General features: G+C 67.7%; 13 protein-coding genes. 3 read left to right on the top strand and 10 right to left on the bottom strand.

The window, feature by feature from the left end; translation table 11 throughout:
* Positions 1-1,325: 1,325 nt before the first annotated feature.
* The 6 genes from RHA1_RS29820 to RHA1_RS29795 are packed head-to-tail and all read right to left on the bottom strand — an operon-like array spanning position 1,326 to position 9,412.
* Positions 1,326-3,269, bottom strand: a complete 1,944-nt coding sequence (locus RHA1_RS29820; protein ID WP_011598129.1) for an acetoacetate--CoA ligase — start codon at positions 3,267-3,269, stop codon at positions 1,326-1,328.
* Positions 3,270-3,317: 48 nt separating this feature from the next.
* Positions 3,318-4,163, bottom strand: coding sequence for an HpcH/HpaI aldolase/citrate lyase family protein (locus tag RHA1_RS29815; protein WP_011598128.1), 846 nt, complete (start codon positions 4,161-4,163; stop codon positions 3,318-3,320).
* The gene (locus tag RHA1_RS29810) at positions 4,160-4,645 is read right to left on the bottom strand and encodes a MaoC family dehydratase (protein ID WP_009479336.1); all 486 of its coding nucleotides are present in this window, start codon (positions 4,643-4,645) and stop codon (positions 4,160-4,162) included. The genes RHA1_RS29815 and RHA1_RS29810 overlap by 4 nt, the downstream gene beginning before the upstream one ends.
* Positions 4,642-5,802, bottom strand: a complete 1,161-nt coding sequence (locus RHA1_RS29805) for an acyl-CoA dehydrogenase family protein (protein WP_009479335.1) — start codon at positions 5,800-5,802, stop codon at positions 4,642-4,644. The genes RHA1_RS29810 and RHA1_RS29805 overlap by 4 nt, the downstream gene beginning before the upstream one ends.
* A complete protein-coding gene (locus RHA1_RS29800) occupies positions 5,799-7,808 on the bottom strand; it encodes an acetyl/propionyl/methylcrotonyl-CoA carboxylase subunit alpha (protein ID WP_050787417.1) in 2,010 nt (669 codons plus the stop codon). Before RHA1_RS29800 ends, RHA1_RS29805 begins: the two co-directional genes overlap by 4 nt.
* A 14-nt stretch (positions 7,809-7,822) precedes the next feature.
* Positions 7,823-9,412 (bottom strand): carboxyl transferase domain-containing protein, encoded by a 1,590-nt coding sequence (locus RHA1_RS29795; protein WP_011598126.1) that lies wholly within the window; start codon positions 9,410-9,412, stop codon positions 7,823-7,825.
* Between the two features lie 115 nt (positions 9,413-9,527).
* On the opposite strand from RHA1_RS29795, the gene RHA1_RS29790 reads away from it, so the two are divergent.
* Positions 9,528-10,133 carry an SACE_7040 family transcriptional regulator gene (locus RHA1_RS29790; protein WP_029539478.1) on the top strand — a complete coding sequence of 202 codons (606 nt, stop codon included), beginning with the start codon at positions 9,528-9,530 and terminating at the stop codon, positions 10,131-10,133.
* Between the two features lie 107 nt (positions 10,134-10,240).
* Here RHA1_RS29790 and RHA1_RS29785 read toward each other — a convergent pair whose 3' ends face one another.
* From RHA1_RS29785 to RHA1_RS29775, 3 genes are all read right to left on the bottom strand, one after another.
* Positions 10,241-10,510, bottom strand: a complete 270-nt coding sequence (locus RHA1_RS29785) for a GlsB/YeaQ/YmgE family stress response membrane protein (protein WP_009479331.1) — start codon at positions 10,508-10,510, stop codon at positions 10,241-10,243.
* Between the two features lie 148 nt (positions 10,511-10,658).
* A complete protein-coding gene (locus RHA1_RS29780) occupies positions 10,659-11,285 on the bottom strand; it encodes a response regulator (RefSeq protein WP_011598124.1) in 627 nt (208 codons plus the stop codon).
* Positions 11,282-12,484, bottom strand: coding sequence for a sensor histidine kinase (locus tag RHA1_RS29775; protein WP_011598123.1), 1,203 nt, complete (start codon positions 12,482-12,484; stop codon positions 11,282-11,284). The genes RHA1_RS29780 and RHA1_RS29775 overlap by 4 nt, the downstream gene beginning before the upstream one ends.
* A 163-nt stretch (positions 12,485-12,647) precedes the next feature.
* Between RHA1_RS29775 and RHA1_RS29770 the strand changes: the two genes are divergently transcribed.
* Together RHA1_RS29770 and RHA1_RS29765 are read left to right on the top strand one after the other, a co-directional pair.
* Positions 12,648-13,232, top strand: a complete 585-nt coding sequence (locus RHA1_RS29770; protein WP_009479328.1) for a GlcG/HbpS family heme-binding protein — start codon at positions 12,648-12,650, stop codon at positions 13,230-13,232.
* A 12-nt stretch (positions 13,233-13,244) separates the two neighbouring features.
* Entirely contained in the window at positions 13,245-13,742 is a 498-nt protein-coding gene (locus RHA1_RS29765) for an ankyrin repeat domain-containing protein (RefSeq protein ID WP_009479327.1), read from the top strand.
* Positions 13,743-13,751: 9 nt separating this feature from the next.
* Here the strand turns inward: RHA1_RS29765 and RHA1_RS29760 are convergent, their stop codons facing one another.
* Positions 13,752-15,389 carry an AMP-binding protein gene (locus RHA1_RS29760; protein ID WP_011598121.1) on the bottom strand — a complete coding sequence of 546 codons (1,638 nt, stop codon included), beginning with the start codon at positions 15,387-15,389 and terminating at the stop codon, positions 13,752-13,754.
* Between the last annotated feature and the right edge of the window lie 43 nt (positions 15,390-15,432).

Below are 15,432 nucleotides of genomic sequence, written 5' to 3'. Positions count from 1 at the left end.
CGCGTGTTGCGCGAACCAGATGCCACGCTGCGCAGCCGACAGCGGAAACGCTCCTTCCGGAGCACCGCTACTACCCGCTGCTTGTCCCGACCCCAAGGGTTACTCCGTTCTCGAACGCGTGGCGACTGCCGCCTGTGTCTTTGGTGATTCGTAGCTCTCGGTCGCACGGACTACCTCGTGGGCCGGTCTTCCGATGAACGCCATCACATGAACAAGCCTTGCCGGTTCGAAGCATCTCGCGGAGCGGTGACGTGCCGGGCATGGGACGCCCTGCGCTGATCGAAGAGTTCCACCACACTCGGAGTCGATGTCAGACGATCGTCCGAAACCCGATTGCCTGCGACGCTGAACACTCCAAGGCCCTTACATCCCGAACTACTTGCGGTGAGCGGGTTCATACGTGGCTCCGTTCTCTCATCGATCCAACAAGCGGCCACCCAATCGGTGCTCGTCATCCTCCGAGTCGAGAGCCGAGTCTACGGCGCCGGTGTAGGAGCGAAACATCGTCGCGACCATTGCTTCGGCCTCCTCTCGCTCGGTGGTGACAATCTCGGTTCGTACCGTTCTGCGGTAGCGCCGGGAATTACATCGGTGTCGGATCCACTGCCGTTACCGGCGCCGGTGTGACGTACCCAACCCTCGATACTTCCAGAACCACGCCTGAATTCGATCTTCGACGCGCACATATTCAACAGGCCGAACCACATTCCGGACACTGTGTACAACCAGAATACGGATACCGTACCGAGAGTCGGAATTTCGCTAGGTGTACAACTGTCGTATCCAGTTTCATGTTCCACCTCCCGACTGTTATCCGCGCACGGTGCAGCCGATCTGACGACCGGCCGCGGCGTTGAACACTCACTGCCCCCCCTGACCGCAGTTTTTGCCAACCACCGTGTCTACCAAAGCCCCGCGCAGGTCTCAAAATGGAGAGCACCCGAAGTTGCACACCGGGAATAACCGACCAGGCCCGTCACGCATCCGCTTCGAACGGAAACTTGGACGTTCACGTGAGCACCCGGGCTCCGGAAGATCGGCCGCTGACCTGCCACGAGGACGCAGACACGCGCCCCCGGCGAAGGGAGGTGAACCGACGACACCACGGCTGTATCCCAGCATCTGGAACACCCTCCCGGTGCGCGGCACTCTCGATGTCCGATTAGTCGCGATCGCTGACGCGTGACCGATCGCAGGCTGACGGGAGATTTCTCACATTCGGCGGCGCGTCGACGTCGGGGAGCATGCTTCTACCAGCAAGTAACCAAAGTAAGACTAACCTAACCTTCGCCGCCCGACGACACTGACATCGAGGGACTCGCCGCTCACCGTCCGTGGCTCGCGAACCAATCGAGCAGACCGGGGTCGTCCACGGCGCTGCGGTCCACCGTGCGCCCCGCATCCGCTCCCTGGAAAATGCGCTTGAGGGGCACCTCGAGCTTCTTGCCGGTCCGGGTGTGCGGGATACCGGGCGCCTCGATGATGTCGTCGGGCACATGCCGCGGAGAGGCCTGCTCACGAATCGCGGCACGGATACGCTGCTTCAGAGCGTCGTCGAGTTCCGCCCCCTCCGACAGGACCACGAACAGCGGCATCCAGTATCCGCCGTCCGCCAGGTCGACACCGACGACAAGCGCTTCGGCGACCTCCGGGAGCTTCTCCACCACCTGGTAGATGTCGGCGCTACCCATCCGAATCCCGTTGCGATTCAAGGTGGAATCGGACCTCCCGTGCATCAGGACGGTCCCGCGATCGGTGATCGTGATCCAGTCGCCGTGCCGCCACACTCCGGGGAAGACATCGAAATATGCCTCGCGGTACCGCTTTCCGTCCGGATCGTTCCAGAACGACACCGGCATGGACGGCATCGGCGCCGTCACGACCAGTTCACCGACCTCCCCTCGCACCGGTTGCCCCGACTCGTCGAACGCGTCGACGGCGACACCCAGGCAGGGGGCGGACAGCTCCCCCGGCCAGACCGGTACGTTCCGCGCTCCCCCGACGAACGCCGACACCACGTCGGTCCCACCGGTGATCGACACGACGGGAACGCGGCGACCGACGTTCTCGGACAACCACAGTGACGACGCCGCCGGCAGCGTGGACCCGGTCACCCCCACCGCCCGGAGTGCGCTCAGATCGTGCTCGCGCACGGGGACCACACCCGCCTTGTCGCACGCGAGAACATAGCCGGGACTCGTGCCGACCACGGTCACACCCAGTCGTGACACCAAGGACCACAACGCATCCGGCGTCGGATAGGACGGACTTCCGTCGTAGGTGACGATGGTGGCCCCCACCAGCAGGCCCGCCGTCTGGAAGTTCCACATCATCCAACTGGGACTGGTGTACCAGAACAGGGTGTCGTCGCGGCGGATGTCGAGTTGGAGCGCGAGCGACTTCACGTGTTCGAGGAGGACGCCGCCGTGACCGTGCACGATGCCCTTCGGCAGGCCCGTGGTCCCCGAGGAGAACACCACCCACAGCGGGTGGTCGAACGGGACGGCGACGGACTCGAGTACGGCGTCCCGGCCGGTGGCATCCGCCCAGGTGAGGGCGCCGTCGACGGCACTGTCCGGATCGAGATGCGGCACGACCACGGTGAGGGCCGACGACGGCAATCCGCCGCGCAGCTCGGCGGCCGCGGCGAGCCGATCGTGTTCCTTGCCCCCGAACCGGTAGCCGTCCGCGGTGATCAACGCTTTCGGGTCCAGTTGACCCAGTCGATCGAGCGCGGCCGGCGCGGAGTAGTCCTGTCCGCACGCGGCCCACACGGCACCGAGCGACGCCGTGGCGAGGAACGCGACGACGGCCTCGGGAATGTTCGGGAGGTAGCCGACGACCCGGTCACCGACCCCGACTCCGTGCTCGCGGAGAGTCACGGCGAGGCCCGCCACCGCGGACCGCAACTCGTCCCACCCGACGGAGACGTCGGTGGCGCCCTCACCCGCGTACAGGATCGCCGGTGTGCCGGGGCGGGCGTTCCGGAAGACGTGGTCGACGTAGTTGAGGGTCGCCCCGGGGAACCAGACGGCACCCGGCATCGCGTCGTCCGCGAGGGCCGGTCCGGGGTCGGTGGCGGACCGGAACTCGAAGTAGTCCCACACGTCCTGCCAGAACGCCGCTGGGTCGGCGATCGACCAGCGCCACAGCGCCCGGTAGTGGTCGACCCGGACGCTGTGGCGCCGTGCGACGAACCGGGCGAAGTCGGTGACGACCGCGTCGCGCACGTCGGATTCGGTGGGCACCCATTGCGGATCGGCAGTCATGGGCACCATCTTCCCCGAGAGCGCGGCAGTTCCGCGCTCTTTCGCCGCCTACCGCGGGGACTCGGACGTGCTCTTCCCCTTCGAATCGACCTGGGAGCGGCGCAGGATCGCCTCGGCGTGACGCAGGACCGGCGCGTCCACCATCTTTCCCTCGAACGCGAAGACTCCCCGTTCGTCGGCGACGGCGGCGAGAACCCGCGTGGCCCAGTCGACGTCCTCGTCGGACGGCGCGTACGCCTCCCGGATCACCGCGATCTGGCTGGGATGGATGCCGACCTTGACGTCGAATCCGACGGCGACGGCGTCGACCGCCTCGGCACGCAACCCGTCGAGGTCCTTGATGTCGAGATAGACGGAATCCAGGGCGAGCCGGTGATACGCCTTGGCGGCCAGCAGTGTCGACGACCGCACGTGATCGGCGACGTCACGATAGCTGCCGTCCTCGCGGCGACTGGAGTTACCGCCCATCGCCGCCACGAGATCTTCGGCGCCCCACATCACGCCGATCGTGCTCGCCGCGAGCGCGATCTCGCTCACCGCGAGCGCACCGAGAGGCGACTCGACGAGGGCGATCACCTCACGCGGCGCCAACGACAGCACCTGGTCGGCGGACTCGCACTTGGCCAGCATCAGCCTCGTGTAGCGGGTGCCGTCGAGTGCCAGCAGATCGCGCTCGTGGTCCTCGGTTCCGACCGGATTGACCCGCACCACCGTGCGATCCGGATCCAGCGGGGTGTCGATCAGGGCGACCCGCGCCGCTTCCTTGTCCGCGGGCGCCACCCCGTCCTCGAGGTCGAGGATCACGACGTCGGCTGCCGCAGCCGCTTTCGCATACCGTTCGGGCCGGTCGGCCGGGCAGAACAACCAGGCGGGCCCGGGCAGTTCCCAGCTCACGACGGCCTCTTCTGGACGAGGGTCTTGCGGACCGCGATCGCCACCACGTCGCCGTTCTGGTTGCGGCCGGTGTGCTCGAGCGTGACGATGCCCTCGCCGGGCCTGCTCTTCGACTCACGCTTGTCCACGATCTTCGTCTCCGCGTAGAGCGTGTCGCCGTGGAACAGCGGCTTCGGGAAACTGATCTCCGAGAACCCCAGATTCGCGACGATCGTCCCCTGCGTCAGTTGTGCCACCGACAACCCGACCACGGTCGAGAGGGTGAACATCGAGTTGACGAGGCGCTCACCGAACTGGGTGTTCTCGCTGTACGCGGCGTCCAGGTGCAGTGCCTGCGTGTTCATCGTCTGCGTCGTGAAGAGGACGTTGTCGGCCTCCGTGACGGTCCGGCCGGGACGGTGCTCGTACACCGCTCCCAGCTCGAACTCCTCGAACCACAGGCCCCGCTGGACGATTCGCTTCGGTTCGGTCGTCGCGGTCACAGGCCCGCCTCCCGCGCGATCAGCATCAGCTGCACCTCGGTGGTGCCCTCGCCGATCTCCAGGATCTTGCTGTCACGGTAGTGCCGGGCCACGGTGTACTCGTTCATGAATCCGTAACCGCCGTGGATCTGGGTGGCGTCCCGGGCGTTGTCCATCGCGGCCTCGGAGGCGACGAGCTTGGCGATGGCGGCCTGCTTCTTGAACGGCTTGCCGGACAACATCCGGGCAGCGGCGTCGTAATAGGCGGTGCGCGCGGTGTGGGCGCGCGCCTCCATGCGGGCGATCTTGAAGGCGATGGCCTGGTTGTGGCCGATGGGCCGTCCGAACGCCTCGCGTTCCTTGGCGTACTTGACCGACTCGTCGACGCATCCCTGGGCGGCTCCGACGCTGAGCGCGGCGATGGCGATGCGGCCCTCGTCGAGGATCCGCAGGAAGTTCGCGTACCCGCGGCCACGCTCGCCGAGCAGATTCTCCTCGGGAACGCGCACGTCCGAGAACGTGAGCGGGTGGGTGTCGGAGGCGTTCCAGCCGACCTTGTTGTACGCCGGCTCGGCGGTGAAGCCCGGCGTCGACGTCGGCACGAGGATGGTGGAGATCTCCTTCTTGCCGTCCTTCGTACCGGTCACCGCGGTAACGGTGACGAGCTTGGTGATGTCGGTGCCGGAGTTGGTGATGAACTGCTTGTTGCCGTTGATGATCCACTCACCGCTGTCGAACTTCGCGGTGGTCTTCGTCCCGCCGGCATCGCTTCCGGCACCCGGCTCGGTGAGCCCGAACGCGGCCAGGCTCTTGCCGCTCGTCAGCTGCGGCAGCCACTCCTGCTTCTGCTCCTCGTTGCCGAACCGGTAGATCGGCATCGCACCCAGCGACACGCCGGCTTCCAGGGTGATCGCGACACTCTGGTCGACCTTGCCCAGTTCTTCGAGTGCCAGGCAGAGGGCGAAGTAGTCGCCGCCCATTCCGCCGTACTCCTCCGGGAACGGCAGGCCGAACAGGCCCATGTCGGCCATTCCCGCCACCACCTCGTACGGGAACGTGTGGTTGGCATCGTGTTCCGCCGCGACCGGTGCCACCACGTTCTTGGCGAAATCGGCGACGGTCTTCGCCAACTGCTGGTACTCGTCGGGAAGCTGGCCGGTGGCAAGGAATTCGGTCATGACGCGTCTTCTTTCGTGTCGGTGGTGTCGGTGTGCGGGGTGACTCGTGCGAGCAGCTGGTCGACCATCACCTGGTCGCCGGGTGCGACGAGGATGTCGACGACGCCGTCGACGGGGGCGGTGAGCGAGTGCTCCATCTTCATCGCCTCGACCACGACGAGGCTCTGGCCTGCGGTGACGTGGGCGCCTGCCTCGGCGCCGACGGCGATGACGGATCCGGGCATGGGGCTGGTGATCTCGGCCTCGCCGGCGTGGACGTCGCCGGTGCGGACACTGAGTTCGCGGACCTCACGCAGCATCGTCGTGCCGTCGGAACCGGCGAGCCAGATGTGCCCGTCGGTCTGGGCGACGCGGTAGGTTTCGCGCCTGCCGTCGATCACCACGGACAGCGTCGTTCCGTCGAGCGCCGCCGTCAGGGACAGGGTGTCGCCGTCCTCCACCTGCGCGGTGGCCTCGGACGGACTGCCCGTGATGCGCACGTGGTCGGTGCGGGTGGCAGAGGACAACCGGATGCTGGTGGGCGCGGGAACCCCGACCCGCCAGCCGCTGGGAACGTCCCACGGATCCGCCTGTGCCCGCTCGGGCCAGCGCTGCAACCAGCGGAAAGCCGCAGCGGCGACCAGGGCGGCGTCGGTGGCCTCCGCGGCGACGAAGTCCTCGAGCCGTCGGTCGAGCAGACCGGTGTCGAGGTTGCCGGCCACCACGTCGGGATCGGCGAGCAGGAAGCGTGCGAACTCGATGTTGGTGACCACTCCCAGCACACCGGTGCCGGCCAGTGCCCGGTCCAGCTTGCGCAGCGCACCGGCGCGGTCGTCGGCGTGGGCGATGACCTTCGCCAGCATCGGGTCGTAGTCGCTGCCGACCACCGTGCCGGGCTGCAGCCCGGAGTCGACCCGGACACCGGGGCCGGCGGGTTCGACGACGTCGGCCACGAGTCCGCCGGTGGGGAGGAATCCGCGACTCGGATCCTCGGCGTAGACGCGGGCTTCGATGGCGTGACCGGTGAGGGTGATGTCGTCCTGGGCGAAGCCGAGCGGCTCACCGGCGGCCACTCGCACCTGCCACTCGACGAGGTCCAGGCCCGTGACGAGTTCGGTGACCGGGTGCTCGACCTGCAGCCGGGTGTTCATCTCCATGAAGAAGAACTCGTCGGGCTTGTCGGCGGAGACGATGAACTCGACCGTTCCCGCTCCGGAGTAGTCGACGCTGCGCGCCGTGTTGCAGGCGGCCTCACCGATCCGGGCACGCGTCGCCTCGTCCAGCAGCGGCGACGGAGCCTCCTCGATGACCTTCTGGTGGCGGCGCTGCAGACTGCATTCGCGCTCACCGAGGTGGACGACGTTCCCGTGCCCGTCCGCGAGGATCTGCACCTCGATGTGCCGGGGCCGCAGCACGAATCGCTCGAGGAACAGCGTGTCGTCGCCGAACGCCGACGCCGCCTCCCGCCGCGCGCTGCGCAGTGCCTCGGCGAGTGCGCCCGGCTCCTCCACCAGTCGCATCCCCTTTCCGCCGCCACCTGCCGACGGCTTGACGAGGACGGGGTATCCGATGTCGCCTGCGGCCGCGATCAGTTCGTCGTCGGACAGGCCGGGACGGGCGATGCCGGGGACGACGGGCACGTCGAACTTCGCCACCGCGTTCTTGGCGGTGATCTTGTCGCCCATCACCTCGATCGCGTGAGCGGACGGGCCGAGGAACGCGATTCCCGCGTCCGCGCAGGCCCCGGCGAACTTGGAGTTCTCCGACAGGAACCCGTAACCGGGATGGATGGCCTGCGCGCCGGTTGCCTGCGCCGCCGCAATCACCTTCTCGATGACGAGGTAACTCTCCCGGGCCGCGGCCGGGCCGAGCAGCACCGCGGTGTCGGCCTCACGGACGTGCCGCGCGTCCCGGTCCGCCTCGCTGAACACGGCGACGGAACGGATTCCCATGGCCCGCAGGGTGCGGATCACACGCACCGCGATCTCGCCGCGGTTGGCTACCAGGACGGTATCTATCCGAGTCATTTCAGTCATTCCACTCACATCCGGAAAACGCCGTAGGAGACCGGCTCGACCGGTGCGTTCGCACACACCGAGAGCGCCAGTCCGAGAACAGTTCTGGTATCGGCGGGGTCGATGATGCCGTCGTCCCACAGCCGGGCCGTCGAGTAGTACGGATTGCCCTGCGCCTCGTACTGCTCGCGGATCGGCGCCTTGAACGCCTCTTCGTCCTCGGCCGACCACGGGTTGCCCGCGCTGTCGAGTTGCTCGCTGCGCACCGTAGAGAGCACCGATGCCGCCTGCTCGCCGCCCATCACGGAGATCCGGGCGTTAGGCCACATCCACAGGAACCGCGGCGAGTACGCCCGCCCGCACATCGAGTAGTTGCCCGCACCGTAGGAGCCGCCGATCACGACGGTCAGCTTGGGAACCCGGGCGCATGCCACCGCGGTCACCATCTTGGCGCCGTGCTTGGCGATGCCGCCGGCCTCGTAGTCGCGACCGACCATGAAGCCTGCGATGTTCTGCAGGAACAGAAGCGGAATCTTGCGCTTGTCGCACAGTTCGATGAAATGCGCGCCCTTCATCGCGGACTCGGCGAACAGCACGCCGTTGTTGGCGACGATGCCGACCGGGTGGCCTTCGATGTGCGCGAAACCGGTGACCAGGGTCTTGCCGTACTCCGCCTTGAACTCCTGGAACTCGCTGCCGTCCACGATGCGGTCGATGACCGCGTGGACGTCGTACGGGGTGCGCGGGTCGGTGGGGACCACGTCGTAGAGGTCGGTCTGCGGCGCCGACGCGGGGACGGCGCTGATCACGTCCCACGGACGCTCGGCGCGCGGGCCGAGGGTCGCGACGATGTTCCGCACGATCCGCAGCGCGTCCTGGTCGTCCTCCGCGAGGTGGTCGGTGACGCCGGAGACCTTCGAGTGCAGGTCACCGCCGCCGAGCTCCTCCGCGGTCACGACCTCACCGGTGGCGGCCTTCACCAGCGGCGGGCCACCCAGGAAGATGGTGCCCTGGTTGCGGACGATGACGGCCTCGTCGCTCATCGCGGGCACGTAGGCGCCGCCCGCGGTGCACGAGCCGAGGACCGCCGCGATCTGCGGGATGCCCTGCGCACTCATCGTGGCCTGGTTGTAGAAGATGCGGCCGAAGTGCTCGCGGTCCGGGAACACCTCGTCCTGCCTGGGCAGGAACGCGCCGCCGGAGTCGACGAGGTAGATGCACGGTAGCTGGTTCTGCAGCGCGATCTCCTGCGCCCGCAGGTGCTTCTTCACCGTCATCGGGTAGTAGGTGCCGCCCTTGACGGTCGCGTCGTTGGCGACGATCACACATTCCCGGCCGGACACCCGGCCGATGCCGGCGATGACGCCCGCGCCGGGGCATTCGTCGTCGTACAGGCCGTTCGCCGCGAGCGGGGAGATCTCGAGGAACGGGCTTCCGGGGTCGAGCAGGGTGTCCACTCGATCGCGGGGCAGGAGCTTGCCTCGGCTGACGTGCCGCTCGCGCGACTTCTCGCTGCCGCCGAGTGCGGCCACGGCCAGCCTCGACTTCAGCTCGTCCACCAATTTCGTGTGCTCTGCCCGGTAGCCCTCCCGTGCAGTGGTTCCGCTCAGTGCCATCCTGCCGCCTTCTCGTCTTGACGCCCGTGCCGAGTGAGTTAATACTCGATAACTGAATCTAAGATAACTGTGATTAACTGAGTTGTCCAGACCGCATCCGAGAAAGAGCAAGGCGATGACCACAGACGTCGACGGCACCGAAGCGCCGATCACGCGCCGGGAACAGATGAAGGCGGATCGTCGCCGCCAACTGCTCGACGCCGCCGCCCGCCTCATCGCCGAACGGGGCTTCCTCGGCGTCCGCCTCGAGGACCTCGGTTCCGCGGCGGGAATCAGCGGCCCCGCCGTGTACCGGCACTTCCCCAACAAGGACGCCGTCCTCGTCGAACTGCTCGTCGGGATCAGCACGCGACTGCTCGAGGGCGGGTCGCTCGTCGTGGCGGAGGCCGCCTCCCCGGAAGCGGCCCTCGAGGGTCTGATCGACTTCCACCTGGACTTCGCGCTCGGCGAACCCGACCTCATTCGTATCCAGGACCGGGACCTGGAGAGCCTGCCCGCCGAGGCCCGCCGGGAGGTCCGGCAGACGCAGCGGCGCTACGTGGAGATCTGGGTGAAGGTACTGCTGCAGGTGGACACGTCACTGGACGAGACGGATGCCCGCACCAAGGCACACGCCACGTTCGGGCTCATCAACTCGACCCCGCACAGCGCCGATCCCACGACTCCCTCGCGCACCCGGAAAGTACTGCGCGACATGACGCTTCTCTGCCTACGCCCGTGAGTACTTGTTAACGTCCGGCGGTTGATAAGTACTCACGGGCGGCGAAGCCGCAGAAGGGCCCCGCCCTGACCGGCCGGGGCCCTTCTCGTGCCAGTGCGATGTGGCGCCTACACCCTGTTCTTGCTCGTCATCGAGGTGTATCCGAGGGTCAGCACGGCCGCTACGGCGATGCTGATGATCCACCGGATCCAGTCGATTCCGCCGGTGTCCCCCTTGTCGAGGAGCCCCTCCCACACCCAGTACCCGATCAGCGCACCGATGATGCCGAGGACGACGGTGATGATCCAACCCATCGCCTGCTTTCCCGGAATCACGAGACGCGCCAGAACGCCGATGACCGCACCGAAGATGATGGTGCCGATGATGTCCATGACCATGGCGCTTGTCCTCTCAACACGCAATTCATGGTGCGAGCGGAAGGTCACCGCTCATGTCGAACATAACCACGTGGACACCCGTTCGACAGGGCTTCGGCAAATCGTTGCCAAAAGGTTCATGCGGCGTACCGCTGTGAACCCCCTCGGTTCAGCGAATGCCCTGCCGTCGCAGGGCCACGGACACCGCCGCGGCGCGGGTGTCGACACCGAGTTTCGCGTAGATGTGGGCGAGATGGGTCTTGACCGTCGCCTCGCTGATGAAGAGGGCTTTGCCGAGTTCCTTGTTGGTCATGCCCTCGGCCATCAGGGTCAGCAGTTCGGCCTCCCGCGGCGTGAGGGCCTCCTCGGGGCGCTGCATCTGCTGCAGTAGCCGCGACGCGACGGGCGGCGACAGCACACTCTGGCCGGCGGCCGCGCCGCGCACGGCCGCGAAGATCTCCTGGGGTGTCGAATCCTTCAGGAGGTATCCGATGGCACCGGCGTCGATGGCGCGCACCACGTCGGCATCCGTGTCGTAGGTCGTGAACACCAGCACCGGCAGGGCCCGATCGACCTGTCGGATGCGGCGAATGGCCTCGACCCCGTCGATACCGGCGCCCAGGGCGAGATCCATCGTCACGAGCTGCGGCCGGAAGGCGCTCACCGCGTCGACCGCCTCCTCCCCCGTGCCCGCCTCGGCGATCACCTCGATGTCCGGCTGCGAGTCGAGAAGCGCTCGCAGCCCGGCACGAACGACCACATGGTCGTCGACCAGCAGCACGGTCACTCTCGTCATGCCGCGGTTCCTCTCGCGCACGGTATCTGGGCGGCCACCACGGTGCCCTCGCCCGGTGCGCTCTCGACGGTGAACGTGCCGCCCAGTTGCTCGACGCGACTGCGCATCGCGCGCAGGCCGTATCCGCCTCGCGCCGAGGGAGATCCGGCGGGCGGGGGTTCGAAACCGGTGCCGTCGTCGAAGATGTCGAGCGCGACGGCGTCCGGAAGGTACGTCAACGTGACACCCACGGTCTCGGCGTGGGCGTGCCGGGCGATGTTGGACACCGCGCTCTGGGTGATCCGCAGCAGCGCATGCGTCACCTCCGCCGGAATCGCGATCGGAGTGCCCACGATCCGGAGCTCCGCCCGCGGGTGGTGGGTACGCGCGGCGGCGAGCAGTGCCGCGTCGAGTGGCTGGGATTCCAGATTGGGCGCCGCGAGATGGTGCACGAGACTGCGTGTTTCCGCCAGGTTCTCGCGCAACGTTCCGGTCGCCACGCGGACGTCCTCACGTGCCCGCTCCTCCGTCCGCGGATCTGCCTGCGCCCAGATCTGCTCGGCCGCCTCGAGCCGGAGCAGGCTGCTGGTCAGCCCCTGCGTCACGGTGTCGTGGATCTCGCGGGCCAGTCGTTCGCGTTCGGCGAGCACCCCCGCCTCCCGCTCGGTTTCCGCGAGCCGGGACCGGGTCTCCGCCACCTGGCGGAGCAGTCGCACCCGTTCCCGGCCGTCGCGCTCGATCTGGCTGTACGCCATGACGATCAGCGCCCCGGTGCACAGCGGTCCCACCAGCACGGCCCACTCGGTGCGGCCGGAGAAGGTGAAGAACGCCACCGAGGTGAGGACGGCGAGAACCCCGACGACCGGGTACGCGATCCGGCTCGGGTACGCCCGCGTGCACAGGAAGAACATGGGAAACGCGCACCAGGCGAAACTCGGCGCGAGCCAGACGAGCACTGCCCACGTCGTCAGGACCGGCCATACCCACGGTTCCCACACGCCTCCCCGCCGTGCGACAACGGCGGTGACCGTGTACAACGCGGCAAGCGCCGCGATCAACGCGACCACCACGATGAACCGTCCGCTCACTCCGTGGTAGGTCAGATATCGCGCCGTCGACGTCGCGAGGAGGACGTAGAACGACACATGGATGGCGGTAACGAGCGGGCCGCGCAGACCCGCGCCGTCCGGCCTGTCCACTCCGTCCACAGGTGTCGTCACGTCGAGTGATCCTACGGATGTGCCGTAGTTCGCGGATCCACCGTTCGGATGATCTGCCGGGACCGGACGGATGAGTTCGGGGGCGCCGTCGGCCCGATGCAGTCACCGGCACCGCCGGGCCAGGCTGGTCACGTCAGCTCGTCACTTCCCGAAAGGCCTTCCGATGCGCACCTTCCACCGCCTGCCCCGCGTTCTGGCGATCACCGTCCCGCTCGCCGCGATCGTCGCCACCTCGGCGTGCGGCACGTCCGCGTCCGACGAGGCGAGTCCGACGTCCACTCCGCTCGCGACCGCCGCCGCGCCTGCCCCGATCGACGGTGCGGACGGCGTGGTGAGCCAGAACCGTCTCGGTATCGGCACAGCGCAGGCCGCCGCGCAGGCGGCGCTCGCGAAGTGCCAGGCCGACGGGCTCGGCTTCGTCACCGTGTCGGTGGTCGATCGTGCCGGCAACGTGCAGGCCATGCTGCGCGGGGACAATGCCGCTCAGCACACCGTGGAGGCGGCCCGCCAGAAGGCGTACACCGCTGCCGCGTTCGGCGCGAACACCAGCGATCTGAGCGAACGGGCCAAGGGCGACGGCGCGACGGTCGCCGACCTTCCCGGCACCTTGTTCCTCGCAGGCGGGGTGAGCGTGAAGTCGGCCGGCGGGTCGATCGCGGGTATCGGCGTCGGCGGCGCGCCCGACGGAATGCGGGATCAGGCGTGCGCGGCCGCCGGGCTCGACGCGATCGCCGGGACGCTCGGTTGAAGAGCAGCCCCCGTGTCGACGCCCGAACTGGAACACGCGCTGTTCGACGCCGTCGTCCGTGACGACGTCGCCGCCGCGCGGACGCTGATCGACGCCGGAGCGGACGTCGACGCGAAGAACGCCCGCGAGGACTCGGCGTTCCTGTACGCCGGCGCGGAGGGACTGAACGAGATTCTCGCGCTCACCCTCGACGCCGGCGCCGACGTCACCAGCATCAACCGGTTCGGCGGAACCGCGCTGATCCCGGCGGCCGAGCACGGCCACGTCGACACCGTGCGGATGCTGATCGAGGCCGGCGTGCCGATCAACCACGTCAACGAGCCGGGCTGGACGGCCCTGCTCGAGGCCGTGGTCTACGGCGACGGCTCCGAGCGGTATCAGGACGTCGTCCGCCTGCTGCTCGACGCGGGCGCCGATCCGTCCATCGAGGACGCGGACGGCCGCACGGCCCTGCAGCATGCCGAGCGGCGCGGGCAGGACGCCGTCGCGACGTTGCTGCGGACCAGATGACGAGACGGGTCAGGTGCGCCCGATCAGGTCGAGGGACTGCTCGCGCATCTCGACCTTGCGCACCTTGCCGGTCACCGTCATCGGGAACTCGTCGACGACGTGCACGTACTTCGGGATCTTGTAGTGGGCGAGCTTCCCGGTGCAGAATTCGCGCACCTTCGCCGCGTCCAGGGGCTCGGCACCGTCCTTCATCCGCACCCACACCATCAGTTCCTCGCCGTACTTCGCGTCCGGCACCCCGATGACCTGGGCGTCGAGGATGTCCGGATGCGTGTACAGGAACTCCTCGATCTCGCGGGGATAGACGTTCTCGCCACCGCGGATGACCATGTCCTTGATCCGCCCGGTGATCGCGACGTAGCCGTCCGAATCCATCACACCGATGTCACCGGTGTGCATCCACCGTCCGGCGTCGATCGCTTCCGCGGTCTTCTCCGGGTTGTTCCAGTACCCGAGCATCACCGAGTAACCCCGGGTGCAGAGCTCGCCCGGCGTGCCCCGCGGAACGGTCAACCCCGTTGCCGGATCGACGATCTTGACCTCGAGGTGCGGGCCGACCCGGCCGACCGTCGACACGCGCTGATCGATCGTGTCGTCCGACCGGGTCTGCAACGACACCGGCGACGTCTCGGTCATGCCGTAACAGATGGAGACCTCGGCCATTCCCATCTGTTCGATGACCTGCTTCATCACCTCCACCGGGCAGGGTGACCCGGCCATGATTCCGGTCCGCAGACTCGACAGGTCGAACGATGCGAAGTCCGGTTCGGCGAGTTCGGCAATGAACATCGTCGGCACCCCGTACAGCGACGTGCACTTCTCCGCTTCGACGGCCTGCAGCGTGGCTGTCGGGTCGAAGGACGGCCCCGGAATGATCATGGTCGCGCCGTGACTCGTGCACGCCAGGTTGCCCATCACCATGCCGAAGCAGTGGTAGAACGGCACCGGGATGCAGACGCGGTCGTTCTCCGTGTAGTGGCACAGCTCGCCGACGAAGTACCCGTTGTTCAGGATGTTGTGGTGGCTGAGCGTCGCCCCTTTGGGGAATCCGGTTGTCCCCGAGGTGTATTGAATATTGATCGGATCGTCCGAGGACAGGGCCGCCTGCGCGGCAGGCAGCAGCGCCGGGTCGGCCTCGTGCGCAGCCATGCCGTCCGACGCCAGCCGGCTCCACTCGGCACTCCCGAGGAGCACCACCATCTCGAGGTCGGGGCACTGCGGCCGGACCTCCTCGATCATGGCCGCATAGTCGGACGACTTGAATTCGGGCGCCGACACCAGCAGGCGGATACCGGCCTGGTCGAGCACGTACTTCAACTCGTGCGCCCGGTAGGCGGGGTTGATGTTGACGAGCACGGCGCCGATCTTGGCAGTCGCGAACTGGATCAGCGTCCACTCCGGGCAGTTCGGCGCCCAGATCCCCACCCGGTCGCCCTTCCCGATTCCCCGCTTCAGCAACCCCGCCGCCACGGCGTCGACGTCCCGCCTCAGTTCGGCGTACGTCCACCGCCGTCCCGAGGGCCGGTCGACCAGGGCGTCACGATCGCCGTGGGCTGCCACGGTCCGGTCGAAGTTGTCTCCGATGGTGTCGCCGAGCATCGGGGCGTCCCACACGCCGTTGGTGTAGCTGGGAAGCGGGGTTGTCATCACTCTTCCTCTCCAGGAGCCCGTTCGGGCACCTACGGGACGG

Source organism: Rhodococcus jostii RHA1, from assembly GCF_000014565.1.
GTDB classification, from domain to species: domain Bacteria; phylum Actinomycetota; class Actinomycetes; order Mycobacteriales; family Mycobacteriaceae; genus Rhodococcus_F; species Rhodococcus_F jostii_A.
Note: the sequence above shows the minus strand (reverse complement) of the source record. Positions and strands in the feature narration are given on the sequence as shown.

What these genes read in the sequence shown, in the direction of transcription:
- RHA1_RS29770 (WP_009479328.1), top strand. Translation starts at nt 12,648, where the DNA reads ATGCGCACCTTCCACCGCCTGCCCCGCGTTCTGGCGATCACCGTCCCG.
- RHA1_RS29785 (WP_009479331.1), bottom strand. Translation starts at nt 10,510, where the DNA reads ATGGTCATGGACATCATCGGCACCATCATCTTCGGTGCGGTCATCGGC.
- RHA1_RS29800 (WP_050787417.1), bottom strand. Translation starts at nt 7,808, where the DNA reads ATGACTCGGATAGATACCGTCCTGGTAGCCAACCGCGGCGAGATCGCG.
- RHA1_RS29805 (WP_009479335.1), bottom strand. Translation starts at nt 5,802, where the DNA reads ATGACCGAATTCCTTGCCACCGGCCAGCTTCCCGACGAGTACCAGCAG.
- RHA1_RS29790 (WP_029539478.1), top strand. Translation starts at nt 9,528, where the DNA reads ATGACCACAGACGTCGACGGCACCGAAGCGCCGATCACGCGCCGGGAA.
- RHA1_RS29760 (WP_011598121.1), bottom strand. Translation starts at nt 15,389, where the DNA reads ATGACAACCCCGCTTCCCAGCTACACCAACGGCGTGTGGGACGCCCCG.
- RHA1_RS29780 (WP_011598124.1), bottom strand. Translation starts at nt 11,285, where the DNA reads ATGACGAGAGTGACCGTGCTGCTGGTCGACGACCATGTGGTCGTTCGT.
- RHA1_RS29820 (WP_011598129.1), bottom strand. Translation starts at nt 3,269, where the DNA reads ATGACTGCCGATCCGCAATGGGTGCCCACCGAATCCGACGTGCGCGAC.
- RHA1_RS29795 (WP_011598126.1), bottom strand. Translation starts at nt 9,412, where the DNA reads ATGGCACTGAGCGGAACCACTGCACGGGAGGGCTACCGGGCAGAGCAC.